This is a genomic window from Intrasporangium sp., from assembly GCF_036566125.1.
Taxonomy (GTDB): Bacteria; Actinomycetota; Actinomycetes; order Actinomycetales; family Dermatophilaceae; genus Intrasporangium.
Genome location: NZ_DATCWX010000221.1, coordinates 1 through 24,824, shown reverse-complemented (window position 1 = coordinate 24,824; position 24,824 = coordinate 1). Strand labels below are relative to the sequence as shown.

21 protein-coding genes are annotated in these 24,824 nt (G+C 69.8%); 8 read left to right on the top strand and 13 right to left on the bottom strand.

Features of this window, described 5'->3' with window-relative positions; genetic code table 11:
* The 3 genes from VIR15_RS13625 to VIR15_RS13615 all read right to left on the bottom strand — a co-directional run.
* Positions 1-292: ATP-binding cassette domain-containing protein (locus VIR15_RS13625; protein WP_331928520.1), on the bottom strand; the 292-nt coding region annotated here is incomplete at its 3' end.
* A complete protein-coding gene (locus VIR15_RS13620) occupies positions 289-1,155 on the bottom strand; it encodes a hypothetical protein (protein ID WP_331928518.1) in 867 nt (288 codons plus the stop codon). The genes VIR15_RS13620 and VIR15_RS13625, both read right to left, overlap by 4 nt.
* Positions 1,152-1,706: an RNA polymerase sigma factor gene (locus tag VIR15_RS13615; protein ID WP_331928516.1), complete on the bottom strand. Its 555-nt coding sequence runs from the start codon at positions 1,704-1,706 to the stop codon at positions 1,152-1,154. Before VIR15_RS13615 ends, VIR15_RS13620 begins: the two co-directional genes overlap by 4 nt.
* Positions 1,707-1,787: 81 nt before the next feature.
* Here VIR15_RS13615 and VIR15_RS13610 point away from each other — a divergent pair, with 81 nt between their 5' ends.
* Entirely contained in the window at positions 1,788-2,756 is a 969-nt protein-coding gene (locus VIR15_RS13610; RefSeq protein WP_331928514.1) for an NAD-dependent epimerase/dehydratase family protein, read from the top strand.
* A 156-nt stretch (positions 2,757-2,912) separates the two neighbouring features.
* Here VIR15_RS13610 and rocD read toward each other — a convergent pair whose 3' ends face one another.
* A complete protein-coding gene (gene rocD / locus VIR15_RS13605; protein ID WP_331928512.1) occupies positions 2,913-4,127 on the bottom strand; it encodes an ornithine--oxo-acid transaminase in 1,215 nt (404 codons plus the stop codon).
* A gap of 195 nt (positions 4,128-4,322) precedes the next feature.
* Between rocD and VIR15_RS13600 the strand changes: the two genes are divergently transcribed.
* The 4 genes from VIR15_RS13600 (at position 4,323) to VIR15_RS13585 (ending at position 9,331) form a co-directional block, all read left to right on the top strand.
* Positions 4,323-5,708 (top strand): cyclic 2,3-diphosphoglycerate synthase, encoded by a 1,386-nt coding sequence (locus tag VIR15_RS13600; protein WP_331928510.1) that lies wholly within the window; start codon positions 4,323-4,325, stop codon positions 5,706-5,708.
* Between the two features lie 45 nt (positions 5,709-5,753).
* A complete protein-coding gene (locus VIR15_RS13595) occupies positions 5,754-7,352 on the top strand; it encodes a DUF4389 domain-containing protein (RefSeq protein WP_331928508.1) in 1,599 nt (532 codons plus the stop codon).
* Positions 7,349-7,795 (top strand): hypothetical protein, encoded by a 447-nt coding sequence (locus tag VIR15_RS13590; RefSeq protein ID WP_331928506.1) that lies wholly within the window; start codon positions 7,349-7,351, stop codon positions 7,793-7,795. Before VIR15_RS13595 ends, VIR15_RS13590 begins: the two co-directional genes overlap by 4 nt.
* A gap of 288 nt (positions 7,796-8,083) precedes the next feature.
* Entirely contained in the window at positions 8,084-9,331 is a 1,248-nt protein-coding gene (locus VIR15_RS13585; RefSeq protein WP_331928504.1) for a PucR family transcriptional regulator, read from the top strand.
* 256 nt (positions 9,332-9,587) lie between these two features.
* On the opposite strand, the gene VIR15_RS13580 is transcribed toward VIR15_RS13585, so the two are convergent.
* The 3 genes from VIR15_RS13580 to VIR15_RS13570 form a co-directional block, all read right to left on the bottom strand.
* Complete coding sequence (locus tag VIR15_RS13580) at positions 9,588-10,517, bottom strand: serine/threonine-protein kinase (RefSeq protein ID WP_331928502.1); 930 nt, start codon at positions 10,515-10,517, stop codon at positions 9,588-9,590.
* 202 nt (positions 10,518-10,719) lie between these two features.
* Positions 10,720-11,097 (bottom strand): antitoxin, encoded by a 378-nt coding sequence (locus VIR15_RS13575; RefSeq protein WP_331928500.1) that lies wholly within the window; start codon positions 11,095-11,097, stop codon positions 10,720-10,722.
* A gap of 171 nt (positions 11,098-11,268) precedes the next feature.
* Positions 11,269-12,447, bottom strand: a complete 1,179-nt coding sequence (locus VIR15_RS13570; protein WP_331928498.1) for an acyl-CoA dehydrogenase family protein — start codon at positions 12,445-12,447, stop codon at positions 11,269-11,271.
* Positions 12,448-12,553: 106 nt separating this feature from the next.
* Here VIR15_RS13570 and VIR15_RS13565 point away from each other — a divergent pair, with 106 nt between their 5' ends.
* The gene (locus tag VIR15_RS13565; RefSeq protein ID WP_331928496.1) at positions 12,554-13,165 is read left to right on the top strand and encodes a TetR/AcrR family transcriptional regulator; all 612 of its coding nucleotides are present in this window, start codon (positions 12,554-12,556) and stop codon (positions 13,163-13,165) included.
* Between the two features lie 4 nt (positions 13,166-13,169).
* On the opposite strand, the gene VIR15_RS13560 is transcribed toward VIR15_RS13565, so the two are convergent.
* The 5 genes from VIR15_RS13560 to VIR15_RS13540 form a co-directional block, all read right to left on the bottom strand.
* Positions 13,170-14,393: a CaiB/BaiF CoA transferase family protein gene (locus VIR15_RS13560; RefSeq protein ID WP_331928494.1), complete on the bottom strand. Its 1,224-nt coding sequence runs from the start codon at positions 14,391-14,393 to the stop codon at positions 13,170-13,172.
* Positions 14,393-15,952, bottom strand: a complete 1,560-nt coding sequence (locus VIR15_RS13555; protein WP_331928492.1) for an aldehyde dehydrogenase family protein — start codon at positions 15,950-15,952, stop codon at positions 14,393-14,395. The genes VIR15_RS13560 and VIR15_RS13555 overlap by 1 nt, the downstream gene beginning before the upstream one ends.
* Positions 15,949-17,271 (bottom strand): 4-aminobutyrate--2-oxoglutarate transaminase, encoded by a 1,323-nt coding sequence (gene gabT / locus VIR15_RS13550; protein WP_331928490.1) that lies wholly within the window; start codon positions 17,269-17,271, stop codon positions 15,949-15,951. The genes VIR15_RS13555 and gabT overlap by 4 nt, the downstream gene beginning before the upstream one ends.
* 91 nt (positions 17,272-17,362) lie before the next feature.
* Positions 17,363-18,799, bottom strand: coding sequence for a gamma-aminobutyraldehyde dehydrogenase (locus VIR15_RS13545; RefSeq protein WP_331928488.1), 1,437 nt, complete (start codon positions 18,797-18,799; stop codon positions 17,363-17,365).
* A 54-nt stretch (positions 18,800-18,853) separates the two neighbouring features.
* The gene (locus VIR15_RS13540) at positions 18,854-20,356 is read right to left on the bottom strand and encodes an APC family permease (protein ID WP_331928486.1); all 1,503 of its coding nucleotides are present in this window, start codon (positions 20,354-20,356) and stop codon (positions 18,854-18,856) included.
* 164 nt (positions 20,357-20,520) lie between these two features.
* On the opposite strand from VIR15_RS13540, the gene VIR15_RS13535 reads away from it, so the two are divergent.
* Both VIR15_RS13535 and VIR15_RS13530 read left to right on the top strand, forming a co-directional pair.
* The gene (locus tag VIR15_RS13535; RefSeq protein ID WP_331928484.1) at positions 20,521-22,059 is read left to right on the top strand and encodes a PucR family transcriptional regulator; all 1,539 of its coding nucleotides are present in this window, start codon (positions 20,521-20,523) and stop codon (positions 22,057-22,059) included.
* Between the two features lie 51 nt (positions 22,060-22,110).
* Positions 22,111-22,890, top strand: a complete 780-nt coding sequence (locus VIR15_RS13530) for an inositol monophosphatase family protein (RefSeq protein WP_331928482.1) — start codon at positions 22,111-22,113, stop codon at positions 22,888-22,890.
* Positions 22,891-22,942: 52 nt separating this feature from the next.
* Here the strand turns inward: VIR15_RS13530 and VIR15_RS13525 are convergent.
* On the bottom strand, positions 22,943-24,824 hold a 1,882-nt coding region (locus tag VIR15_RS13525; protein ID WP_331928480.1), incomplete at its 5' end, for an ATP-dependent DNA ligase.

Genomic DNA, 24,824 nt, shown 5'->3' with positions numbered 1-24,824 from the left:
GGGGGAAGCCGAGCTCCTGGGGCTGGTACCCCAGTCGACGCCGCACGTCGGTGCGGGCGTCCGGGTCCATCGGGTCACGGCCGAGCAGCCGCACCGTACCGTCATCGGGCCGCAGCACGGTCGCCATGACGCGTAGCATCGTCGTCTTGCCGGCGCCGTTCGGCCCGAGCAGCCCGGTGATCCCGGGCCCCAGCTCCAGGTGGACGTCGTCGAGTGCGGCGAGGGACCGGTAGCGCTTGGTCACTCCGCTCAGGGAGACGGTGGCGACAGCCGTCGGTGTGGAGGTGGTCATGACGGGATCCTTCCGATGGTGCCCAGACGGCGGGACCGGACGACGAAGACAAGCGATCCGGCGACGAGCATGACGAGGTACAGCACGAGATAGCGGGGGGCCACGACGGCCCAGATGGTGTGCAGTCGGGCCGCCGAGAAGGTGATGGCCACCCAGGCGAGACTGATGGCGACGGCAGGGCGCCACGGCCCGAGCCACGTCGACAGGCCGAGCACGGACGCGGTGAACCCGAGCGCCGGCAGGAGCCAGAGCCAGGCGGCGCTCTCGCGCAGGACGAGCTGGCCGAGCAGGACGACCGGCACGGCGGTGAGCAGCACGGCCGCGGCGCGCAGCAGGATGAGCCGCTCGAGCGGGTACGGCGTGCTGCTCTCCTGCTCCAGCACAGGTCCCGCTTCCGGACCGAAGGCGATCGCGACGCCGAGCACCGGCATGACCGGCGCGATCATGAGCACCAGGGTGGCGCTTCCGGCGCGCATCGACAGCACCCCGGCCAGGGCGAAGGTGACCGCCAGGGCGAGGGCACAGATCCACGAACCCCGCAGCGCCGGTGCGACTGCGGCGAGGGTCGCGTCGCCGGGGGGCAGGCCCAGCCGGACGAGGAGCCGCTCGAGCCGCGAGGCACGAGGCACCTCGATCTCGTCTCGGACCGCCGCCCAGACGTCTGTGAAGTCCACGGGCGCGGGGGAGGGTGCATCGGGAACGAGCCCAGCGGCATACGGCATGGGGTTCATCGACGTCGCGACGGCGGCTTGACACGCAGAGCAGACCACGACGTGCTGCTCGACCGACATCGACACGAGGCCGTCGGCCTCGCCGAGCACCCAGGCTCGGAGGTCGCCGGGACGCACGTGGTGCGTGCTCATGACGGTCTCCCTTCCAGGAGGCTGGCCCGCAGGCTCGCCTTGGCGCGGTGGACTCGGGTCTTCACGGTGTTCTGGGGGATGCCGAGTAGGTGCCCGGCCTCCCTGGTCGTGAGGCCGTCGAGCACCGTGGCCTGGATGACGGCGCGCAGCTCGGACGGGAGGTGGGCCATGGCCCGGCCGAGGTCGCCGTACTCGACGCCGCTCAGCAGCTCGTCCTCGAGGCTCGGGGACATGGCGGTCGACGCGCCGGGGTCCCGCAGGAGGGGCACGTTGTGGCGTCGGCGCAGGCGGCTGACCAGCTGGCGAATCGCGATGCCCCACAGCCAGGCGCCGACCTCGCCCCTGCCCTGGTAGCGGCCGGCGCCCTGCCAGGCGGCGACGAACGTGTCCTGCAGGACGTCCGCCACGACCTCACCATCGTTGCAGCGGCGCGTGAGTCGCACTGAGAGCCAAGGCGCGTGGCGGTCATAGAGCTGTCGGAGGGCAGCGAGGTCGCCGTCGGCCAGGTCCTCGAGGAGGGCCTGGTCGTCTCGGACGACACCATCAGCCATATCCCTACTGTCGACCTCGGGGCTCCGATCGGTTCTCGTTTCGTTGACACCGGGTCGGCGTCAGATCCGACAATGGCGTCCATGCGCTATGCATTGACTGGGGCGACCGGCTTCGTCGGCGGCGAGCTCGCGCGTCAGCTCATCGACGCTGGTCACGAGGTGGCCGCACTGGTGCGCTCCCCGGCTCGCGCCATCCAGCTCGACGCCATCGGGGTCGACCTGGTGGAGGGGGACCTCGATGACAGCGACGCGCTCGACCGACTCCTCGCGGGGGCGGACGGGCTCTTCCACGTGGCCGGCTGGTACAAGGTCGGTCAGCGGGATCCGTCGCCGGGCCAGCGCGTCAACGTGGAGGGGACGCGCAACGTCCTGGCCGCTGCCCAGCGCGCCGGGACACCGCGGATCGTCTACACGAGCACGCTGGCCGTCAACTCCGACACGCGCGGTCGCATCCTCGACGAGAGCCACCAGCACCACGGCGGCCACATCTCGGCGTACGACCGGACCAAGGCCGAGGCGCACGTCGTGGCAAAGGAGTTCGCGGCGGCGGGGCTACCGGTCGTCATCGTCATGCCTGGGGCCATCTACGGGCCCGGCGACACGTCCCAGACCGGCGAGCTCATCAGACAGGTCGTGGCGGGCAAGCGACCCGCGGCTCCGGCTGGCGGTGGTCGGCTCACCTGGGCCCACGTCAGCGACATCGCTCGGGGGCACATCCTCGCGATGGAGCGTGGCGTACCGGGGGAGAGCTACATGCTCGCCGGGGAACCCGCGACGCTGGAGAAACTCCTGAACCAGGTCGCTGCCGTCGCCGGGACCAAGGGGCCGGTTCTGGTACCGGCTGGGTTGCTGCGCGCGACCGAGCGGATCATGACGCCGGTTGCCAGGGTGGTGCCGCTCCCCCCGATGTTTCACCCGGAGTCGCTCCGCGCGGCATTGGGCGACTACCTCGGCACGCGAGCCAAGGCCGAGAGAGACCTCGGCTGGGATCCGCGCCCCCTGAGCGAGGGGTTGGCCCAGACGGTTGCCGCCCTCCGCGAGAAGGGTTGAGACACAACCACATTGGCCGTATGCCGCTGAGCTGGCTTCGCGCGCACGCTGGGCTCACGCGCCGCCTACCCGGCAACACACCCGCTTATCGACTGCGCCCCCCTGCTGCAACAGGTCCGGGCAGTCGATAAGCGGGTGTGTTGCGGGGGGAGGGGGTCAGCGGAGGACGCGACCGAGGGTGTCGACGAGCAGCTCGACCTCCGGCTCCTCGACGACGAGGGGCGGGGCGAGGCGGATAGTCGAGCCGTGGGTGTCCTTGGCGAGCACTCCTTCCCCGAGGAGCCGCTCGCAGACCTCCCGGCCCGACGCCACGGACGGATCCATGTCGACTCCGGCCCACAGCCCGCGGACCCGGACCCGCTCGACACCATGGCCGACGAGCGACTCGAGGCCATCCTCCAGGACCTTGCCCAGCCGGGCCGCCCGCTCCTGGTACTCGCCGGTGGCGAGGAGCCCGACGACCGCCCGGCCCACGGCTGCCGCCAGCGGGTTGCCGCCGAAGGTCGACCCGTGGCTCCCGGGGGTGATGACCCCGAGGACGTCGGCGTCGGCCACGATCGCCGACACGGGGACGATGCCACCGCCGAGCGCCTTGCCGAGGATGTAGATGTCGGGGACGACGTCCTCGATGTCGCAGGCGAAGGTCGTGCCGGTGCGCCCCAAGCCGGACTGGATCTCGTCCGCGAGCATGAGGATCCCCTTACGGCTCGTCAGGTCGCGGACCTGACGGAGGAAGCCGGGCGGCGGGAGAACGACACCGCCCTCGCCCTGGATCGGCTCGAGCAGGACGGCGACGGTGTCGTCGGTGATCGCTGCCTCGATGGCCCCGATGTCGCCGTAGGGCACGAGGTCGAAGCCCGGCGTGTAGGGCCCGTAGTGGTCGTGCGCCACCGGGTCGTCGGAGAAGCTGATGATCGTCGTGGTCCGGCCGTGGAAGTTGCCTCGCATGACGACGATCCGCGCCCGGCCGTCCGGCACCCCCTTGACGAGGTACCCCCACCGGCGAGCCGTCTTGATGGCTGTCTCGACGGCCTCGGCACCAGTGTTCATCGGCAGGACGAGATCCTTGCCGGCCAGCTCGGCGAGGTCGCGGCAGAAGGGCGCGAGCTGGTCACTGTGGAAGGCGCGGCTCGTCAGGGTCAGGCGGGCCAGCTGCTGTTCCGCCGCAGCGACGAGGGTCGGGTGAAGGTGCCCGAAGTTCAGCGCCGAATAGCCGGCCAGGGCATCGAGGTAGCGCCGGCCGGACACGTCCATGACCCAGGCGCCTTCCGCACTCGCGATGACGACGGGCAGCGGGTCGTAGTTGCGGGCCACCCATTGCTCGGCCAGTGACAGGTGCTCCTCGTGGGCGTTGAGGTCGACGGTCTCCATGGCCCCAGCGTTCACCGGACGGCTCCGATGAACAAGGACTTGGGCCACACCGGCCGGGTGAGTCGCGTCTCAGGCCCGTCTCAGGCCCCCGGATCGCGCGGGGCGGCGCATACACTGGCGTCGGCGGGTGGCCGAGGCCAGGACTACCCAGTCCGGGTGTGTCGGTCCGTCGGCGACCGCAGCCGGAGGTTCGTCGTGAGCACCGATGGGAACGCCGTACGCAAGGTCATCATCCTGGGAGCCGCTGGCCGCGACTTCCACAACTTCAACGTCGTCTTCCGCGGCGACCCGCGACACCGAGTTGTCGCCTTCACCGCGACGCAGATCCCGGACATCGACGGGCGGACCTATCCGCCGGAGCTCGCCGGCGACCTCTACCCGGCGGGGATCCCGATCGTGGAGGAGGACGAGCTGACCGATCTCATCCGTCGTGAGAAGGCCGACGTCGCCGTCTTCGCCTACTCGGACATGCCCCACGAGCAGGTCATGCACGTGGCGTCGCGATGCATCGCAGCGGGTGCGGACTTCTGGCTGCAGAGCGCGAGGAGCACCATGTTGCGCAGCAGCCGCCCGGTGATCGCCGTGACGGCAGTGCGCACGGGCGTCGGCAAGAGCCAGACGACGCGGTACCTGTCACGGATCCTGCGCGACCTCGACCAGACGGTCGTGGCGATCCGCCATCCGATGCCCTACGGCAACCTCGCTGCCCAGGCCTGCCAACGGTTCGAGACGTATGCGGACCTCGACCGCCACGAGACGACCATCGAGGAGCGGGAGGAGTACGAGCCGCACATCGACAACGGCTCCGTCGTCTTCGCCGGCGTCGACTACGAGCAGATCATCCGTGCGGCAGAGCAGGAGGCGGACGTCGTCCTCTGGGACGGCGGCAACAACGACCTGCCGTTCTACCAGCCCGACCTCCACATCGTGCTCGTCGACCCGCTCCGCCCGGGGCACGAGGACAGCTACCACCCGGGCGAGGCCAACCTGCTCATGGCGCACGTCGTCGTCATCAACAAGTGCGACAGCGCTCGACCGGAGGACATCGAGGCGGTCGAACGCACGGTTCGGCGGCTCAACCCCCGAGCCACGGTGCTGCGCGCCGACAGCCCGGTGACGGTCGACGACGTCGGGGTCGTGGCGGGCAAGCGGGTCATCTGCATCGAGGACGGGCCAACGCTGACGCACGGCTCGATGAGCTACGGCGCGGCGGTCGTCGGTGCCCGCGCGGCCGGCGCCGAGGAGATCGTGGACCCGAGCCCCTACGCCGTCGGGTCCTTGGCGTACACCTACGCGAAGTACCCCAACGCCGAGGGGATCCTCCCTGCCATGGGGTACGGCGAGGCCCAGGTCCGCGACCTCGAGGCGACGATCGAGGCGACGATCGCAGCCACGGGTGCCGATGCCGTCGTGTCGGGCACGCCCATCGACCTGGGGCGGATCCTCAGCGTGAGCAAGCCGCTCGTCCGAGCCCGCTACGAGCTGCGCGAGCACACCCCGGGCGGGCTCGAAGCGGCCGTTCGCGAGGTGCTCTCCCGACCCCTGACTGTTGGGTCACAGACGGAGGTCGCCGCTCACTGACGGCGTATCGTCAAGAGTGTCAGGGGTATTTCCTTGGGGGTCATCATGAGACCACGTCACATCGTCTCTCTGGTCATCGGCATCCTTCTGCTGGCTCCGGCGCTGGGGTTGCTCATCGGTGGTGGCGCCATCGGCGTCTACGAGCTGGCCGCCCGGGACGACAACGGGTGGCACGCGGTGGACATCGACCGGCTCCAGTCCGAGGGCGCCGCCGTCACCACGGGTGAGGCTGTCATCGACTTCCGCGGCCCGGCCGGCCTCGTCAACTGGATCGATCTCGACTTCAGGTTCCGGGCCACCCCGGTTGAGGGCCAGGAGGCCTTCATCGGGGTCGCGCCGACGAGTGAGCTCAACGCCTATCTCGGCGATGTCACGCGAGACGAGGCCGTCATCGTCAACTGGAACGGGACCGTTCGGTACCGGCACGTCGCCGGCACGGTCGCAGCGGTTGCCCCTCCCGCCTCGCAGGACTTCTGGGTCGCGCGGGCCACCGGGCCCGGCACGCAGGAGCTGACCTGGACGCCTACCACGGGGCACTGGACGGTTGCCTTCCTCAACGCATCGGGTGAGCCGGGCGTCGCGATGAACGTCCAGGCCGCCGTCCGCTCGGGCGCGCTGGGCGGCATCGCCATCGGGCTCCTCGTGGCCGGGATCGTGCTGGCGGTCATCGGAACCATCCTGGTCGTCTACGCCGTTTCGAACCGGCCCCCGACCTCCGGTGCGGCCCCTGGCGGCAGCCCCATGTCGCTCGCCGGAGCAGCGCCACCGCCCTTCGCCACGGCGCCACCGCCGGTCGGCGCGCCACCGCCTGTCGTCGCGGCGCCTCCACCTGACAGGCGGGCTGACGCCGTGACCGTCGACGCGGCCAAGCCCTATCCGCTGGTGCTCGAGGCCCGACTGGCCCCGGACCTGTCCAGATGGCTGTGGCTGGTCAAGTGGTTCCTGGCGATCCCGCACTTCATCGTGCTGTTCTTCTTGTGGTGCGCCGTCGTGGTCACCACGATCATCGCGTGGTTCGCCATCCTCTTCACGGCGCGCTACCCACGCAGTCTCTTCGACTTCAACGTCGGGGTCCTGCGGTGGACTTGGCGCGTCTCGCACTACTGCGGGACCGGTGGCCTCGGAACCGACCGTTATCCACCGTTCACGCTCGATGCGCTACCGGACGACGACACGCGGCTCACGGTCGACTACCCCGAGCGCCTCTCGCGCGGCCTGATCTTCGTCAAGTGGCTCCTCCTGCTGCCGCACTGGATCATCGTCGCGATCATCGCTGGGACGCAGTCCCACACGAATGAGAACGGCGTTCAGGTCGGCGGCTGGCCGGGCATCCTGGCGCTGATCACCTTCGTCGCCGGGGTGGTGCTCCTCGTGACGGGCGTCCCGAACCGCGGCCTCTTCGACGTCATCGTGGGCCTCAACCGGTGGACCACCCGGGTCGGGGTCTATGCGCTGCTCATGACTGATGTGTACCCGCCGTTCCGTTACGACGGCGGCGGCACCGAGCCGTGGGTCCACACGCCGCCGGGGCCGGGAGCTCCCCCGATCGAGGCGGCTCCGCCAGGTGCTGGGGCGATGCTTCCGCCGCCGAGTGGGCCGGGTTCGCCAATGGACCCGCCACGCCATGAGCAGGTGCAGCCATGACGACCCACGTCAGTCACACCGGGCCATCCGTCGCCGGGAGACGGGCCGGCTACACGGTGGCCATGACGGTCAACCTCGTCCTGCTCTTCCTCGTCAATGTGACCCCGGGCTGGCGGGCGGTGCCCTTCCTCACCGAGAGCACGACCGACGTGCTGCTGCTGGTGAACCTCTCGATGGCTGCGGCCGTGGTCGCGAACGCGGTGTACTCGGTGTTCGATCCGCCATGGGTGCGGGCACTCGGCGATGCGCTGACCACGTCGGTGGGACTCGCTTCACTGGTCCGGATCTGGCAGGTGTTCCCCTTCGACTTCGACACCACCGCGATGCCGTGGGACCTGGTCGCACGCTGGGTGATCGGGGTGGGCATCTTTGGGTGCATCGTCGCGATCATCGTGGCGCTCGTGCGGTTCGTCCGAGCCCTCGTGGCTCAGGCGGGCCGCTGAGCGGGGCGGTCGCTCCGCTTCGACGGCGCGGACCTCGACCTGATTGGCAGGGCGGGTGCGGCGCGCTCGCCTGGGCCCGCGGCCGGTGGAGGTCGGCCACGGGACCCGCCTCGATGCGTCCACGCATCACTGGGCGTGTCACCTCGCCACCAATTCGTCTCGGCGCAGCAGATCCGCCGCTCCGTGAGAAGTGGAATGCGTCCCATGTTCCTCCCTCCGGTCGCGTCCGTGTACTGGGACTTGGCCTAGTCTTTCGTCGGGGAGGTTGTGATGGATCACAGTTCGGTCGTGCCACTCTCGTGGCGTAACGCAACGGTTGCCCTCCGCGGGAGGCCTGTGGCGGAGGCCTTGGAGCAGCACCGCGACGAACTTGCCGCGGCGATGCTGAGCCGACTTCGTGCCGAGCTCCCGAGCTACGCCAGGTTGGCTGGCTCCAAGCCCGACGATCAGCCCGACGGTCAGATGATCGACATGGCCCGGCTGTTCCTCGGCTACTACATCCATGCCTTCCGCCGCCGGGAGCTGCCCACCCAGGAGATGCTCGCTCCGGTGCGGGGCACTGCGGAACGGCGCGCCAGCGGCGGCGTGCCGATGGAGGAGGTGATGTCCGCCTTCCACCTGGCCGCTGGAACCGTCACGGAAGAGGTCGCCAGGCTGGCCGGTGCCGACGACGCCGGAGCCGCCGTCGCCGTCCAGTCCTTCGGGTTCGACCTCGTCCGGGTCGTCGCCGTCGCCGTGGCGACCGGCTACACGAGCGAGCGACAGTCGATCCTCGGTGAGGAGCTCGCCACGCGTCAGACGCTCGTCGCGGACCTGCTCGACGGCACCGCGACCGATGAGTCGGCGCTTCGAGCTGGCGTCCGCCTGCCCGCCGCCTACATCGTCGCCGCGTTCTCGCTCGGGCAGCGGGACCTCCCGGAGGACGACGATGGGGTGCGCCGCGCGATCCGGCGCATCCAGCAGGAGGCGACCCGGATCGTCGACGAGCCCGTGCTCTGGGCATCACCTCGCTCCGGTTGGATCGCCTTCGTGCCCCGCCCGGCCGGTCCGGACTGGGTGTCGATAGAAGACCGGGCCTGGTTGGCACAGTCGCACCGGCGTGTGCAGGCAGTCGTCGACGTGCCCATCTACGCGGGATGGGCTGCGGCCGCGCCCCAGCACGTGTCCGAGGCGGCGAAGCTGGCCAGGGAGGTCTGTGACGTCGTCCGGGCCACCCGGCGCCCGCCAGGGATCTACTCCCTCGACGACGTCCTCGTCGACTACCAGCTGATGCGACCCAGTCCGGCGCGGGAGCGCTTCAAGGAGATGCTCACGCCCTTGACGGGTCGGCACGAACTGCTTCAGACCTTGCGCACCTATGTCCAGACCGGGCGCGACCGCAGGCGGACTGCCCAGCTGCTGCACCTGCATCCCAACAGCGTCGACAACCGGCTCCGACGCTGTGCGGAGCTGTCGGGCCTCGACGCGACCGACGCCGAGGAGGCCATCGTCGTCCGGGCGGCCCTGCTGGCCTGGCGCGCCGATGAGCCGATCTAGCCGTCCTGCCGGCTCCCTTGGCTGGCCGGTCCCGCCCCCGATCGGCAACCTGGACACGTCCAGGCTGACTGCCTCGCACGGCGCGGCCAGTGCGGTGATCGTTGCCCACCCCTCGTTTGGGTCGTCACGCGTGGTGCGTGCCTCGGGCGCAGGCCAAACCATGCCAGCCACCCACACAAGATGCCGTATGCCGCTGAGCCGGCTCAGCGGCATACGGCACAGTGAGTGCCCCTCTCCGCCCCAGGAAGGAAGGAGCTCAGCGGTCAGCGGGCCAGGGCATGGCCTGCGTCGGCAGCTGCTCGGAGTGCCGCGCCTCCTCGGAGGCTCCCCCGAGCGCATGGGCGAGGCCGAGTGCCAGCCCGGTGACCTCCTCGTCGCCGAGACCCAGCCGGACCGCCACGGCGGCCGCGTTCGGGGGACGGTCGGCCGGGTTCTTCTGCAGGCAGTCGTGGATGACCTGCGCGAGGTCGTCCGGGACGTCGTCCGGCAGCGACGGCGGCGACTCGTTGACGTGGCTGAGAGCCGTGGCGATGGGCGTCCCGCGATCGAAGGGGCGGCTGCCCGAAAGCATCTCGTGCCCCACGACGCCGAGCGCGTAGAGGTCGCTGGAGCCGGTGGCCGGCTGGCCCATGGCCTGCTCCGGGCTGATGTAGTTGGGCGTGCCGAGCATCTCGCCGTGCTGGGTGTGCCCGGACGCGTCGAGGGCCCGCGCGATGCCGAAGTCGGTCAGCTTCACGACGCCGTCGGGTCGCACGAGGATGTTGGCCGGCTTGACGTCGCGATGGATGACGCGGGCCTCGTGGGCGACGGCCAGGGCCAGGGCGGCCTGCCCGAGGATGGACCGCACCTCAGCCGGGGGGAGCGGCCCGCGCTCACGGAGGATGGTCGACAGCGGCTCACCGGCGACGAGCTCCATGACGAGGTAGGCCAGGCCGTCATCCTCGCCGTAGTCGAAGACCGTGGCGATGTTGTTGTGGTTGAGGCCAGCGGAGTGGACGGCCTCGTCACGGAAGCGCAGGGCGAAGAGCTTCTCGTGCTTGGAGTCGGGCCGCATGATCTTGATCGCGACCAGGCGCTTGAGCACCTCGTCGTTGCCGGCCCAGACGTCGGCCATACCGCCAGAGGCGATGCGGCTCTCGAGCCGGTACCGGTCGCCGAGGACGAATCCCTCGTGGAGTCGGTTCATATCACGGGCACCCGTGGCCTTTCGGACGGAAGGTGCACGTCGTTTGACATCTCAGGGGCCTTCGTCAGCAGGAATCATACGCGAGCGCTTCGGGCGAATGGGCCTCCAGCACGAGGCTCGGGAGCGCGCCGCCGAGCCTCGTACACGTACCCACCTGGCCTGCCACCAACCTACGTCGGCCACGGCGATATGTGGAGTTTGGCTACTGCGGTGACGACTCCCGGGGTCCCGAGGTCGCGTCGTCGTCGAAGGCCGAGTGGGTGTCGTCGGGCACGGTCGGCGTGGTCGGCGTGGTCGAGTCAGGCTGCGGCTTGTGCTCGACGAGCTTGTCAATGCCCTTGTCGACCTGCGCGCGCACCTTGGTGACCGTGTCGGCGTGCTTGCCGCCGGTCTTTTCGTCGATCGTCTGCGTCGCCTTGTTGAGCGCTCCGTCGACCTTCTCGCGGTTCTCGGCCGCGTAGCCGGCGGCGAGGCCGAGCGCGGCCTTGGCCACCTCGACCACGGCGTCGCCGAAGTCCTTGGCCTTGCCCTGGAGGTTGACCTCGTCGGCCTTGTGCTTGATCTGCTCACCGAATGTCACCTGTGTCTCCTTACCCTGTAGGTGAACTGCTACTCGATGAACGGCCGCGCCGTGCTCGGCGTTCCCGGCGAGGCCCGCGAGCCCCCGCCAGATGCGGACCGTGGTCCCGAACGGGCGGGCTTGGGGCCGATCTTTCCACCAGCTGGGGACCGTGGTCCTGAACTGGCGGGGTCAGCGGAAGGCGGCCTCGCCCGTGAGGGCCTGACCGATGACGAGCTGGTGGACCTCGGACGTGCCCTCGTAGGTGAGCACGGACTCGAGGTTGTTGGCGTGCCGCAGGACCGGGTACTCGAGCGTGATCCCGGCGGCGCCGAGGATCGTCCGGCACTCGCGAGCGATGGCGATGGACTCACGCACGTTGTTGAGCTTGCCGAGGCTCACCTGGTTGGAGTGGAGGCGGGCCTCGTCCTTGAGTCTGCCGAGGTGGAGGGCGAGAAGCATGCCCTTGCCCAGTTCGAGGGCCATGTCGGCGAGCTTGGCCTGGGTGAGCTGGTAGGAGGCGAGCGACCGGTCGAAGATCTCGCGCTCCTGCGCATAGCTGATGGTCGTCTCGAGGCAGTCGCGGGCCGCGCCCAGCGAGCCGAAGATGATGCCGTAGCGGGCTTCGTTGAGGCAGGAGAGCGGACCGGACAGCCCGGCCGCCCCGGGCAGCATCGCGGAGGCCGGCAGGCGGACCTCGTCGAGGACGAGCTCGCTCGTCACCGACGCGCGCAGCGAGAGCTTCTTCTTGATCTCGGGCGCGGAGAAGCCGGGCGTATCCGTGGGGACGACGAAGCCGCGGATGCGGTCGTCGGTCTGGGCCCAGACCACCGCCACGTCGGCGACCGAGCCGTTGGTGATCCACATCTTGGTGCCGGTGAGCACCCAGTCGTCACCGTCGCGGCGGGCACGGGTGCGCATGCCGGCCGGGTTGGAGCCGAAGTCCGGCTCGGTGAGGCCGAAGCAGCCGATCGCCTCGCCGGCGGCCATCCGGGGGAGCCACTGCTGCTTCTGCTCCTCGGAGCCGTGCTTCCAGATGGCGAACATGGCGAGCGAGCCCTGGACCGAGACGAGCGAGCGGATGCCGGAGTCGCCGGCCTCGAGCTCCATGCAGGCCAGGCCGTAGGCGGTGGCGCTCGTGCCGGCGCAGCCGTAGCCCTCGAGGTGCATTCCGAGCACTCCGAGCTCACCGAGCTGCTGGGCCAGCTCCCGCACCGGTAGCGCCCCGTCCTCGAACCACTGGCCGACCTCGGGCTTGATCTTGTTGTCGACGAAGTGGCGGACGGCGTCGCGGATGGCCCGGTCGTCCTCGCCGATGAGGTGGTCCGTGTCGAACAGGCGGAGCGGGGCGATGGGTGTGTGACGTGCCATGGATCGATCGTCTCTCGTCTCGGGGCCGTGGGCGATGCCGGCAACTCTTACCTAACAGTGTTTGGATGTTAACCTAACGACGTTAGTTTCGACAAGAGGGAGGGTCATGCCGCGGCCGCGCACGCCACTGCTCAGTCGGGAGCGCATCCGTGATGTCGCGCTCGAGCTCATCGACGAGCACGGGCTGTCGGCGCTCTCGATGCGCCGCCTCGCCGACGCCCTGGGGGTGCAGGCCGCCTCGCTCTACACCCATTACGCGACGAAGGACGACGTCCTCGACGCCGTCGCCAACAAGCTCATCGCGGACGTCGACACGAGCGGCTTCGAGCAGGGCTGGCGCCAGGGACTGCTGACGTGGGCCCGCTCGTACCATGCCGCGCTCACGGCCCACCCCAATGCCGCGCCGATCATCGCGTCGGGGACCCAGCGCCGGGACGAGTTCCTCGACATGGCCAACGCCGTGCACGGCGGACTGGTCGGCGGTGGATGGCCGGCCAGACGGGCCACCGAGATCTCCGGAGCCGTCAAGTACCTCGTCATCGGCGCCGCGTCCACGCCGTTCGCCTCCGGGTTCGCCGACGACGTGCAGGTCTACCTCGACCGCTACCCGCACCTGACGCAGGCCCATCGGTTGCGCTCGGACGCCGCTCGGATCGACCGCGACAGCTTCGAGCTCGGCCTGCAGGCGCTGGTCCGCGGTCTCGAGCCCGGCCCCTGACCCCTCACGCGAGTGGAGGTCGGTCCTCCTCCGTCGAGTGTCCACAACCTGTCGGCGTCGAACGCAGCCACGCACGGATCTCCGAGTCGTGCTCGCCCAGGGCCGGCGGCGGGCTTGGTTTGCGGATCGTACTGGAGGAGTAGCTGATCGGGTGTCGGATCTGGTCCGGGCTGTTACCGCCGACCGCAATGGTCGGCTCGAGTCCCAGCGAACGCGCGAGCTCGAGGCCAGAGCCGATGTGGCCAACCTGGCCAGCCGGCACGCCGGCTTGGGTGAGCACCGTGACCCAGTGGCTCGCCTCCTCGGCTGCCAGCGCGCCTTCGAGTGCCGTGACGAGCTGGGTCCGGTGTGTGACCCGTGCTGGATTCGTGGCGAAGCGCGGATCCACGGGCAGCCAAGGCGTGCCGATAGCCGCCGCCAATCGGGTGAACTGCCCATCGTTGCCGCAGGCCACGGCGATCAGCCCGTCGCGGCACCGGAGCGTCTCATAGGGCGCGATCGACGGATGCTGGTTGCCCAGCCGCCCCGGGCTCACGCCTGTCGCGAGGTAGGCCGATCCCTGGTTCGCCAGCGCCCCCAGCAGCGATGACAAGAGGTTGACCTCAACGTGCTGGCCGCGCCCGGTCCGCGCCCGGTCGGCCAGCGCGGCGAGTACTCCGATGACCGCATCCTTGCCGGTGAGTACGTCGACGAGCGCCACACCCGCCTTGGTCGGTTCGCCGTCGAGGGCTCCGGTGATGCTCATCAGTCCACCGACGGCCTGCACCAGGAAGTCATAACCAGGCATACCCGCACCCTGGGCGCTGCCGAAGCCGGTGATCGAGCAGTAGACGAGCCCCGGGTTCGCCGCGCTGAGGTCCGCAAAGCCCAGACCCAGCGCGTCCAGTGCACCTGTGCGATGGTTCTCGACCAACACGTCGGCACGCCGTGCGAGCTCAACGGCGAGCGCCCGCTCGGTCGGGTCCTTCAGGTCGAGCGTCACGCTCCGCTTCGACCGGTTGACACTCTCGAAGTACGAGCTCGTTCGTGGCGTCCACGGCGGTCCCCAGTGCCGCGTGTCGTCCCCGGCCCCCGGCCGCTCGACCTTGATGACGTCAGCGCCGAGGTCCGCCAGCGTCATGGTCGCCAGCGGCCCGGCGAGCACGCGGCTGAAGTCGGCGACGAGCAGACCGGCGAGCGGGCCATCCTTGGCTCTCCCTCTGCCGTATGCCGCTGAGCTGGCTTGCACTACAAGCCTGCCGAGACTGGGCGGCCGAGTACGCCATCGACTCGGCGTGGGAGCCGCCACGGGTTTGCATCCTGCAGCGCAGGGGGGAGGTCATGGTCGCAGGCGTTCTGGTAGGTGATGGGACGGGTGAAGCGGTCGAGTGCTGCGGCACCGACCGACGTCGCACCGGGAGCTGAGGTTGCCGGCCACGGACCACCGTGCTGCTGGGCCCAGGTCCAGGCCACGCCGGTGGGCCACTCGTCGACGGTGACGCGGCCGGCCACGAGGGAGAGGCGCTGCACGAGGCCGGCTGTCTCGGCATCACCGGCACCAGCCGACATGACCGACGCCGCGAGGCTGCCCTGAAGCGCGGTCAGAACGGAGTCGAGCTCCGCGTCATCGGCATACTCCGCGACGAGGGCAACGGGGCCGAAACACTCCTCGAGAAGTCGGCTGCCGCGGACGAGGCGAGACGCCTCCACCCGCAGCAGAGCAGCTGATGCTGCCCAGCCCCGCTCCGGGTTCGTGATTCGGGTGACCAGCTCGGCTCCCGCCTCGATGAGGTTGATGACACCGGCCGAGGCGTCGAGCGCGATCCCCTCGGTGAGGTGCCAGCCACGTGGTCGTTCGGTCTCCAGGGCTACGGCCACCGCTTCGGCGGCTCCAGACCCCGCGGGGGCCAGGAGGAGCCCCGGTTTGGTGCAGAACTGACCACTCCCGGCGGTGAACGACTGGACGAAGCCGCCTGCCACGTCAGCCATCCGCTCGCGCGCACCGGCTTGGGTGAGGACGACGGGGTTGACAGTCCCCATCTCCGCAAAGACCGGGATGACGACTGGCCGCTCGTTGGCAGCACGCCACAGCGCGAGCCCACCGCGCTGTGACCCGGTGAACGCGACAGCAGTGATCTCGGCGGCTTGGACGAGGGTGGTTCCGGAGTGGAACCCCGCGACGATGCCCAGAGCACCCGCGGGAGCGCCTGCGGAGGCGAGTGCCCGTACTGCGACCTCGACGAGTCTCGCGGCGAGCTCCGGGTGAGCCGGGTGGGCCTTGACCACCACCGGGCAGCCCGCGGCGAGAGCGCTCGCCGTGTCGTTGCCGAGGACGCCGAAAGCAAACGGAAAGTTGCTCGCCCCGAAGACGGCGACGGGCCCGAGCGGGATTCGCACGCGGGCGAGGGATGAGCGCTCCGACGTCGCTGTGTCGATGGTCGCTCCGAGCCACGACCCCTCGACGGCAACATCGGCGTAGAACCGCAACTGGTCCACGGTGCGCGCCAGCTCGGACGCCAGTCGGGAGGGGCCGAGCGCGGTCTCGGCGTCCGCCAAGGCAACGAGCTCGGCGGCGGTTGCTTCGGTGGCGAGGGCGTCGGCGACGGACCGCAACCACCTTGCCCGGACAGCCGGGGCGCTGCGGCCGACCTCTGCGGCGCATGCGGCAGCACGTGCAACGGCACCCGCAACCTGGTCCGCCGAGCTCGTCGGCACCTGACCGCGGACTGTCCCGGTTCGCGGGTCGTGACTCGGCTCGACCTGCACCTGTCGGGTTGCCAGTTCATCGGGTGGTGTCACCGTGGTCATCCAAGCTCCCGAATCCCCTGCTCGAGCACGTCCAGGGCGTCAGCGAGCAGGTCGGCCTCGATGACGAGTGGCGGCAGCAGTCGGATGACGTTGCCGAACGTCCCGCACACGAGGGTGATCACGCCTTCGCTGTGGCAGTGGGCAGCGACCGCTCGGGCGGCTGCGGGGTCCGGTTCGGTCGTCCCGGGGACGACGAACTCGAGCGCGAGCATGGCGCCGCGGCCGCGCACGTCGCCGATGGCCGGGACGTCCTCCGCGAGGGTCCGCAGCCGCGGCAGTACCTGGCCCTCGATGGCGCTGGCTCGCGCGACCAGGTCGTCGCGCTCGATGACGCCGATGGCGGCGAGCGCCGCGGCGCACGCGACCGGGTTGCCCGCGTAGGTGCCGCCGATCGTCCCCGGCGCCATGCGGTCCATGATCTCGGCGCGACCCGTCACCGCTGAGAGCGGTAGGCCACCGCCCAGTGCCTTTGCCGTGCAGATGAGGTCGGGCACGATCCCCTCGTGCTCGGAGGCGAACATCGTTCCGGTCCGGGCGAACCCCGTCTGGATCTCGTCGGCGATGAAGATGATCCCGTGCTCGCGCGCGAAGTCCTGCACCCCCTTGAGGAAACCCGGCGCCGGCACGATGAAGCCACCCTCGCCTTGGATCGGTTCGGCGATGATGGCGGCGACACGGTCGGCGCCGATCTGGGTCGTGATCATCTCGGTGAGGCGCGCCAGGGCGTCCTCCGCGCACCGCTCCGGCCCGACGGGTGACCGGAACGGGTACGCCGTCGGCGCCCGATAGACCTCCGGGGCGAACGGCCCGAAGCCCGCCTTGTAGGGCACGTGCTTGGCCGTCATCGTCATCGTCAGAAGAGTGCGGCCGTGGTAGGCGTGGTCGAGGACGACGACGGCCTGTCGTCCTGTCGCGGCCCGGGCGATCTTGACGGCGTTCTCGACCGCCTCGGCGCCGGTGGTGAACAGGGCTGTCCGCTTCTCGTGATCACCCGGCGTGAGCCGGGCCAGTGCCTTGGCGACGTCGACGAACCCCTCGTACTCGGTGACCATGAAGCACGTGTGCGTGAAACGACTCGCCTGCTCCGCGACCGCCGCGGCCACCTCGGGTGCGGATGCCCCCACGCTCGTCACGGCAATCCCGGACGCGAGGTCGATGAGCTGGTTCCCGTCGACATCGACGATGATCCCGCCGGAGGCCTGCTCGACGAAGACGGGCACGGTGGCGCCAAAGCCGCCCGACACGTGCCCCTCGCGCTCCTTCTGGAGCGCGAGGGAGCGAGGGCCCGGTATCGCCGTCTGGACCAGGCGACGTTGCACGACTGGAGCGAGCGGCTCCCGCGAAGCGAGCCCAGCGGCATACGAACTGGTTGTTGTGGTCTCAGTCACTGCAGTCGTCACGGTCGGTCACTCACGACTCGATGTTCGCCATGACGTGCTTGACCCGGGTGTAGTCCTCGAGCCCGTACATCGACAGGTCCTTGCCGTAGCCAGAGTGCTTGAAACCACCGTGGGGCATCTCCGCGACGAGGGGAATGTGGGTGTTGATCCACACACATCCGAAGTCGAGTCCCTTGCTGACACGCATGGCCGTTCCGAAGTCCCTCGACCAGACGGACGACGCCAGCCCGTAGTTCACGTCATTCGCCAGGCGCAGCGCCTCGGCCTCGTCATCGAAGGCCTGGACGGTGATGACCGGGCCGAAGATCTCGTTCTGGATGAGGAAGTCGTCCTGGCGCAGCCCCGCAACGACCGTCGGCTCGACGTAGAACCCCCGGTCACCCTGGCGCTGTCCTCCCGCGACGACCTCAGCGTGCTCGGGGACACGCGTGAGGAAGTCGAGGACGCGCTCGAACTGCGCGGCGTTGTTGACCGGCGGGACCAGCGCGTTCTCGTCCGTCCGACCGCCCTCGTATGACGTCGACGTCGCCACCGCCTGTTCACGAAGCGCGGCGACGAACTCGTCATGGACACTTCGGTGGACGAGCACTCGCGTTGCTGCAGTGCAGTCCTGGCCGGCGTTGAAGTAACCCGCGACGGCGATGGCCTCCGCGGCCGCACCGAGATCGGCGTCGCCGAAGACGATGACCGGGGCCTTGCCGCCGAGCTCGAGGTGGACCTTCTTGACGTCGAGTGCGGCAGCACCCGCGACTTCCATGCCAGCCCGGACCGAGCCGGTGATCGAGACCATCTGCGGCGTCCGGTGGCTCACGACCAGGTTGCCCGTGGTGCGATCACCGGTGACGACGTTGAGGACGCCGCCCGGCAGCGCCTCGGCGGCGATCTCCGCCAAGAGCAGTGTCGACACCGGTGTCGTGTCGCTCGGCTTGAGCACGACGGTGTTGCCTGCGGCGATGGCCGGGGCGAACTTCCAGATCGCCATCATCATCGGGTAGTTCCACGGCGCCACCTGGCCGATGACACCGATCGGCTCGCGACGGATCCACGACGTGTGGCCGTGCATGTACTCGCCGGCCGCCTTCCCCTCGAGGACGCGGGCAGCCCCCGCGAAGAAGCGGATCTGGTCGAGCATCGGAGGGATCTCCTCGGAGTGCGTCAGCGGTACGAGCTTGCCCGTGTTGCGGCTCTCGGACTCGACGAGCTCGTCCGCCCGGGCCTCGATCGCGTCGGCGATCCGGAGCAGCGCCTGCTGCCGCTCACTGGGCGTCGTGTCGCGCCAGCCCTCGAAGGCGCGGCCAGCGGCGGCATAAGCGCGATCGACGTCCTCCTGGGTTGACAGCGGCGCCTGGGTGTAGGTCTCGCCCGTGGAGGGGTCGATGACGTCCGTGTAACGGCCGTCGGCCGGGGCGACGTGTGCGCCGCCGATGAAGTTGGTCAACTGGGACATGGAAACGCTCCTGGTCGGGATGAACGGGACGCCGCTGTCGGGGGATGGACGGGCTCAGCCGACCCGGGCCGGCTCGGTGGCGCGGCCGGAGTCCGGGTCGAGAGTGGAGGCCACGGCGTCACCGTGTGGGGCATCGTGCCGCTCGTGTGGCCGTGCGACGAGCATGTAGACCAGGCCGATCGTGATGACGATGCCGGCCGAGAGCAACACGATCCAGTTGTCGTACCACGGCGCGTCGGGGGTGCGCGGCCACGACATGTTCGCAGCGGCGAGGACCTGGTAGGTCAGTGCGACGAGCGTCACCGGGAGACCCCACGTACCCAAGGTGAACGGGCCGCTCGGGCGCCAGCCCTTGATCCGGGCACGCAGCGCGGCGAGGACGACCATCATGAAGCCGAGGTAGATCCCGAGCGCCGCGAACGACACGATCTTGGTCAGGGCGTTTTCGGAGACGATAGAGCCGAGGACGATGACGGCCGGGACCACAGCGGCGAGCAGGAGGGCGTTCGGCGGCACGGCACGTCGGGGCGAGAACCGGCTGAGGGCGTGCCAACCCGGCATCATCCGGTCGCGGGCGTAGGAGTAGATGAGCCGGCTGGCCGCGGCCTGGAGGCTGAGGGCGCACGAGAAGAACGAGATGAGCACGATCGCGAGGACGACGCGGAAGCCGACGGGGCCGAAGGCGTTCTGCAGGATCGTCGTGACGGGATCGGCGTCCTCTCCAGAGACGACCTTGCCGAAGTCTGGGACGGCGAGCAGCAGGGCCAGGGTGATGAAGAAGGAGGCGAAGCCGCCGATGTAGATGGTCATGCGCATCGAACGGGGGATCTGGCGGCGCGGATCCTTCACCTCCTCCGCGACGTCGCCGCACGCCTCGAAACCGTAGTAGAGGTAGACGCCCAGCAGGGCGGCGGTGAGGAAGGCGGGCAGGTAGGATCCGTTGCCCTCGGTGCCTGCGGTGTCGAAGATCGCGCTCAGGCCGTGATGCCGCTGCGTCAGCAGGAGCCAGCCTCCGACCGCCAGGGCCCCGACGAGCTCGGCCGCGAAGCCGAAGAACGCGAGCTTGGCAAGCAGGTTCGTGCCGCCGAGGTTGAGGAAGGTCACGAGGACGATCAGGCCAACGGCGCAGGCGACGGTCACGGCAGTCGATGGCTCGATGCCGATCAGCATTGCGACGAACGGACCGGCGCCGTAGGAAACGCTGGCAATAGTCACGAGCAGAGCGATCATGTAGATCCAGCCGGCCATCCACGCCCAGCGACGGCCCCAGAGGCGACGGGTCCACGGGTAGATCCCGCCCGAGACCGGGTACTGCGAGACGACCTCGCCGAAGACGAGGGCCACGAGGAGCTGTCCGAGGGCGGCGATCACGACGGCCCAGATCGAGGCGGGTCCGCCCGTCGCGACGGCGAACGCGAAGAGCGAGTACACGCCCACGACGGGGGACAGGTAGGTGAAGCCGAGCGAGAAGTTGCCCCAGAAGGACATGTCTCGTTTGAAGTCGGACGTGTAGCCGAGCGATGCGAGGTGGGCGTCCTCGTCATGGGTGGTCGTCATTGACCCGATCCCTTCCGTCATGGCTGGTGGTGGAGTGATGGCGGGCCGGTAGCGGCCCGGGAATGACCAGGAACGCTAATTCGGTCGGTGGCATCGGGACATGGCCGGTTTGGTGAATCTGTGATAGTGAGACAGGACATTTAGTCGATATCCGGAGGGCTGTCATGTCCGTGCCGCTCAGCTGGATCATCGGCCGCCCCGAGCTCGGGCTCGAACTCGTCGTCGGCGACGGTCGTGCCACGACGATCGCGTGGGCGCATCCGATCGAGCTGGTCGACCCAGGGCCGTACCTGTCTGGCGATGAGCTGGTCATGACGACGGGGCTGCGCCTGCCGCGGACCCGGGCCGAGCAGCACGCCTACGTCGACCGGCTCGTCACGGCGGGTGCGGCGGCGCTGGGATTCGGCGTGGGGGTGCGCTTCGCGGACGTTCCCGTGGGGCTGGTCGAGCGCTGTGGGGAGCACGGACTGCCCCTCGTGCGCATCCCCTTGCCCACACCCTTCATCGCCGTCTCGCGCGCCGTTGCGCAGCGCCTCGCGGACGACCGACAGGCCTCGCTCCAGTCGGTCATTGCGTTCCAAGACGCGCTGACCCGTGCCACCTTGCGCTCCGGCCTGTTGGGACTTGTTCCAATGCTGGCGAACCACCTCGACGGGCCGGTGGCAGTGCTGGACGAGGCCGGTGCGGTGCTCGCCACGGCGCAGGTCGAGCCGGACCTGCTTGCGGAGATCCCCGGGCACGTGGCGCGCATACGTGCGGCCCTGCGCTCCAAGGGGCCGACGACTGCGGCCGTGGCCGGCGGTCTCGAGCTGCACGCCCTCGCCGGCCGCGTCACCCGGCGAGGATGGCTCGTCGCGCGCGCCCCGGCGATTGGCGATCCGTTGGCTCGTGTGGCCCTCAACCACGCGGTCACCCTTGCGACGCTCCAGCTGGACCGGACGCGCGAGGTCGAGGAGGCGCACCTCTGGCTCGGGGAGCTCGCTCTCTCGCTGGTGCTCGAGGCCGCGCCCGCTCCCGCCGACGTCGTGCGACGGCTGCGCCACTTCGGCTTCGACCCGGGCGACGACGTGGTCCTCCTCGTGGCCACGGACCCGAGCGGCACCGTGGGCCGTGGTGACACGGGCGAGCGCGTCGGTGTCGTCGTGCACGACCAGCTCGCCACGCTGGGCCTGCACCACCTCGTCTCGCGTTCCGACCGTGATCTTCGCGTCCTCGTCGCGGCAGCCCAGGCCGAGCTCGCCGTCGACCGTCTCGAGGCGGTCGTCCGCGCGGAAGGCCTGGTCGGCACGACGATCGGAGTGAGCGGAGTCGTGCGTCCCGAGATGGCCGCCGCAGCAGTCCTGCCTGCCCAGCGCGCGGCCGCGGCGGCCCACCGGGATCGCAAGAAGGTCGCGTGGTTCGAGCGGCTCACCCTCGAGTCGGTGCTCGGCGACGACGTCGTCCGCGACCGGGTCCGGGCGCTCTCGGAGAGCACCCTCGCCCCCCTCCTGAGCGATCCGGCGGCGGATCGCCTCGTGGAGACCCTGGAGGTCTTCCTCCACCACAACGGCGCGTGGGAGCCGGCATCGCGCGCCCTCGGCGTGCACCGCCACACGCTGCGCAACCGGATCGCTCGAGTCGAGCAGTTGCTCGGGATGACGCTCGACGTCGGAGACAACCGAGTGGTGCTCACCCTCGCGCTGGCCACCCGGCAGGCACCCTGACCCCGGTCGTGTGCGCAGAACCTGGCGTGTCAGGCCGGATAGGTTGTGCCTGTGGATACCGATGCCGTCCTGACGCTGCTCAAGGACGTGGCCGAAGAGGTCATCAACCCGAGGTTCCGCGCCCTTGCCACCGGAGAGATCCACGAGAAGAACCCGGGCGACCTCGTCACGGTCGCCGACCACGAGGCCGAGGTCCTCATCACCAAGGCCCTCAACGCCGCCTACCCGGATGCGGTGGTGCTCGGTGAGGAGGCGCACGCGGCTCAGGGACTGCTGCTCGAGGCCTATACATCGGCCCGGCACGCGTTCACGGTCGACCCTGTCGACGGCACCAAGAACTTCGTGCACGGATCGCCCGACCATGCCGTCATGGTGGGCGAGGTCCACGACGGCGTGGGGGTCCGCGGCTGGATCTGGCAGCCGCAGCACGGCCTCGCGTACGTCGCCGAGCGCGGGGCGGGCGCCTACCGCAACGGCGAGCGCCTGCACCGGAGCGCCCCGGACGAGACCGCTCTGGCCGGGCGGACGTCGCGTCGCACGTGGCTCGGCAAGGCCTTCGGCGACCTCGCGCCGCTCACCCTGACGTGGGTCTCCTGCGGCATCGACTACCCCAAGCTCGTCGAGGGCGAGACCGACTACCTGCTCTACGGCTCGACCCGACCCTGGGACCACGTGCCCGGCTCACTCATCGTCCACGAGGCGGGCGGCCTCGTCGGGCGGACGGACGGCCAGCCCTACGTCGCCAGCGACATCGCGGCCCCAGGCTTGGTCGCCGCCGCAAGCCCAGCGGCATACGACCTTGTGGTTGAGGCGTTCAACGGCACACGATGATGCCGTATGCCGCTGAGCTGGCTTGCGCTGCAACCCAGCTCGCGTGGGTGGCTCAGTCGCGCCCTGCGGAGAGCACGTCGGCGAGGTCGTAGCTGACGGGCTCCTCGAGCTGCTCGAAGGTGCACGACTCGGGCGTGCGGTCGTCTCGCCACCGCACGAACTGTGCGGTGTGGCGGAAGCGGTTGCCCTCCATGTGGTCGTAGCGGACCTCGACGACCCGCTCGGGCCGCAGCGGCGTGAAGGAGAGGTCCTTCTGGTTGTTCCACCGGGAGAACTCGGAGGACCGTGGCGTCCGCACTCCCTCCTCCGGCTTGGCCCAGTTCCACGGATGGTCGTCCCACTCGGCGACGAGGGGCTGCAGCTCTTCGTAGAGCTCACGGCGACGGGCCATCGGGAACGCGCCGATGACGCCGACGCTGGCAAGGTTGCCGTCCGCGTCGTAGAGGCCGAGCAGGAGCGAGCCGATCGCCTCGGCGTCGGTCTTGTGGGTGCGGTAGCCCGCGACGACGCAGTCGGCCGTGCGCTCGTGCTTGATCTTGAACATGAGCCGCTTGTCCGGCTCGTAGCGCACGTCGACCGGCTTGGCGATGACGCCGTCCAGGCCGGCTCCCTCGAACTGCTCGAACCAGTCCTTGGCCTCGTCCCGGTCCGAGGTCATCGCGGTCAGGTGGATCGGAGCCTCCGCCTTGGCGAGCGCCTGCTCCAGTGCGGCGCGGCGCTCGCTGAAGGGGCGGTCGGTGAAGTCCTCGTCGTCGAGCGCCAACAGGTCGAAGGCGACGAAGCTCGCCGGCGTCTCGAGGGACAGCTTGCGCACCCGCGACGCGGCAGGGTGGATCCGCTGCTGCAGCAGCTCGAAGTCGAGGCGGTTGCCGTCCGTGGGGTCGATGAGGATGATCTCGCCGTCGATGACGGCCCGCTCGGGGAAGCTCGCCTTGACCGCCTCGACGATGTCCGGGAAGTACCGGGTCATCGGCTTCTCGTTGCGGCTGCCGATCTCGACCTCGTCTCCAGAGCGGAAGATGATCGAGCGGAAGCCGTCCCACTTCGGCTCGTAGACGACCTCGCCCTTGACCGCGCCGAAGTCCTTGACCGCCTTGGCCAGCATCGGCGGGACTGGCGGCGGCACCGGGCCCCAGAGCTCCCGGAGCTCAGCGTCGCGCTCGGCCTTGGGCGCCATGTACTCCTCGTCGGACTTGTCCTGCCGGCGCTTGCTCGGCTGGACGCGGGGCGGCTCGCCGGGCATCTTCGGGTAGTCGGGGGGGAAGTTCAACTCACCGAGACCACGCTCCACGTCCTTGTCCCACAGGGCAATGGCGTTCGCGACATCACCCACGGCGTCATCGATGCCAGCCCAGGCGTCCCCACGATCGGCCACGAGCGCCGGGACGGTCCGGATCGTCAGCGCCCGGGGGTCTGTGTCGCGGAGCTCCTCCCACGTAACCGGTGTGGAGACCGGGGCGCCGGGCAGTGGACGCGGGGAGTAGGCCGAGGCGATGGTCCGGTCACGGCATGCCTGGTTGAAGTCGACGAAGATGCGCTCGCCCCGCTCCTCCTTCCACCACGAGGTCGTCACGAGGTCGGGCAGGCGACGCTCCAGCTCGCGGGCGATGCCGATGACACCGTGCCTGACGTCGAGGAACTCGTGGGTCGGGGCGATGCGGGCGTAGACGTGGACGCCGCGGTTGCCGGACGTCTTCGCCCAGGCCGTCAGGCCGATCTCGGCCATGACCTCGCGCAGCGCGAACGCTGCCTCGACCGCGTCGCGGAAGTCGCGCCCCGGCTGCGGGTCGAGATCGATCCGCAGCTCGTCCGGGTTGTCGACGTTCGACGTGCGCACCGGCCAGGGGTGGAAGGTGATCGCGTTCATCTGCACGGCCCACATCGCGCTCGCGACCTCGTCGAAGACGAGCTGCAGGTGCTTGCGGCCGGAAGGA

Bases quoted from the DNA above. Each gene is read 5' to 3' on its own strand.
- VIR15_RS13620 (WP_331928518.1), bottom strand. From the start codon at position 1,155: ATGAGCACGCACCACGTGCGTCCCGGCGACCTCCGAGCCTGGGTGCTC.
- VIR15_RS13615 (WP_331928516.1), bottom strand. From the start codon at position 1,706: ATGGCTGATGGTGTCGTCCGAGACGACCAGGCCCTCCTCGAGGACCTG.
- VIR15_RS13610 (WP_331928514.1), top strand. From the start codon at position 1,788: ATGCGCTATGCATTGACTGGGGCGACCGGCTTCGTCGGCGGCGAGCTC.
- rocD (WP_331928512.1), bottom strand. From the start codon at position 4,127: ATGGAGACCGTCGACCTCAACGCCCACGAGGAGCACCTGTCACTGGCC.
- VIR15_RS13595 (WP_331928508.1), top strand. From the start codon at position 5,754: ATGAGACCACGTCACATCGTCTCTCTGGTCATCGGCATCCTTCTGCTG.
- VIR15_RS13590 (WP_331928506.1), top strand. From the start codon at position 7,349: ATGACGACCCACGTCAGTCACACCGGGCCATCCGTCGCCGGGAGACGG.
- VIR15_RS13580 (WP_331928502.1), bottom strand. From the start codon at position 10,517: ATGAACCGACTCCACGAGGGATTCGTCCTCGGCGACCGGTACCGGCTC.
- VIR15_RS13570 (WP_331928498.1), bottom strand. From the start codon at position 12,447: ATGGCACGTCACACACCCATCGCCCCGCTCCGCCTGTTCGACACGGAC.
- VIR15_RS13565 (WP_331928496.1), top strand. From the start codon at position 12,554: ATGCCGCGGCCGCGCACGCCACTGCTCAGTCGGGAGCGCATCCGTGAT.
- VIR15_RS13555 (WP_331928492.1), bottom strand. From the start codon at position 15,952: ATGACCACGGTGACACCACCCGATGAACTGGCAACCCGACAGGTGCAG.
- VIR15_RS13545 (WP_331928488.1), bottom strand. From the start codon at position 18,799: ATGTCCCAGTTGACCAACTTCATCGGCGGCGCACACGTCGCCCCGGCC.
- VIR15_RS13540 (WP_331928486.1), bottom strand. From the start codon at position 20,356: ATGACGACCACCCATGACGAGGACGCCCACCTCGCATCGCTCGGCTAC.
- VIR15_RS13535 (WP_331928484.1), top strand. From the start codon at position 20,521: ATGTCCGTGCCGCTCAGCTGGATCATCGGCCGCCCCGAGCTCGGGCTC.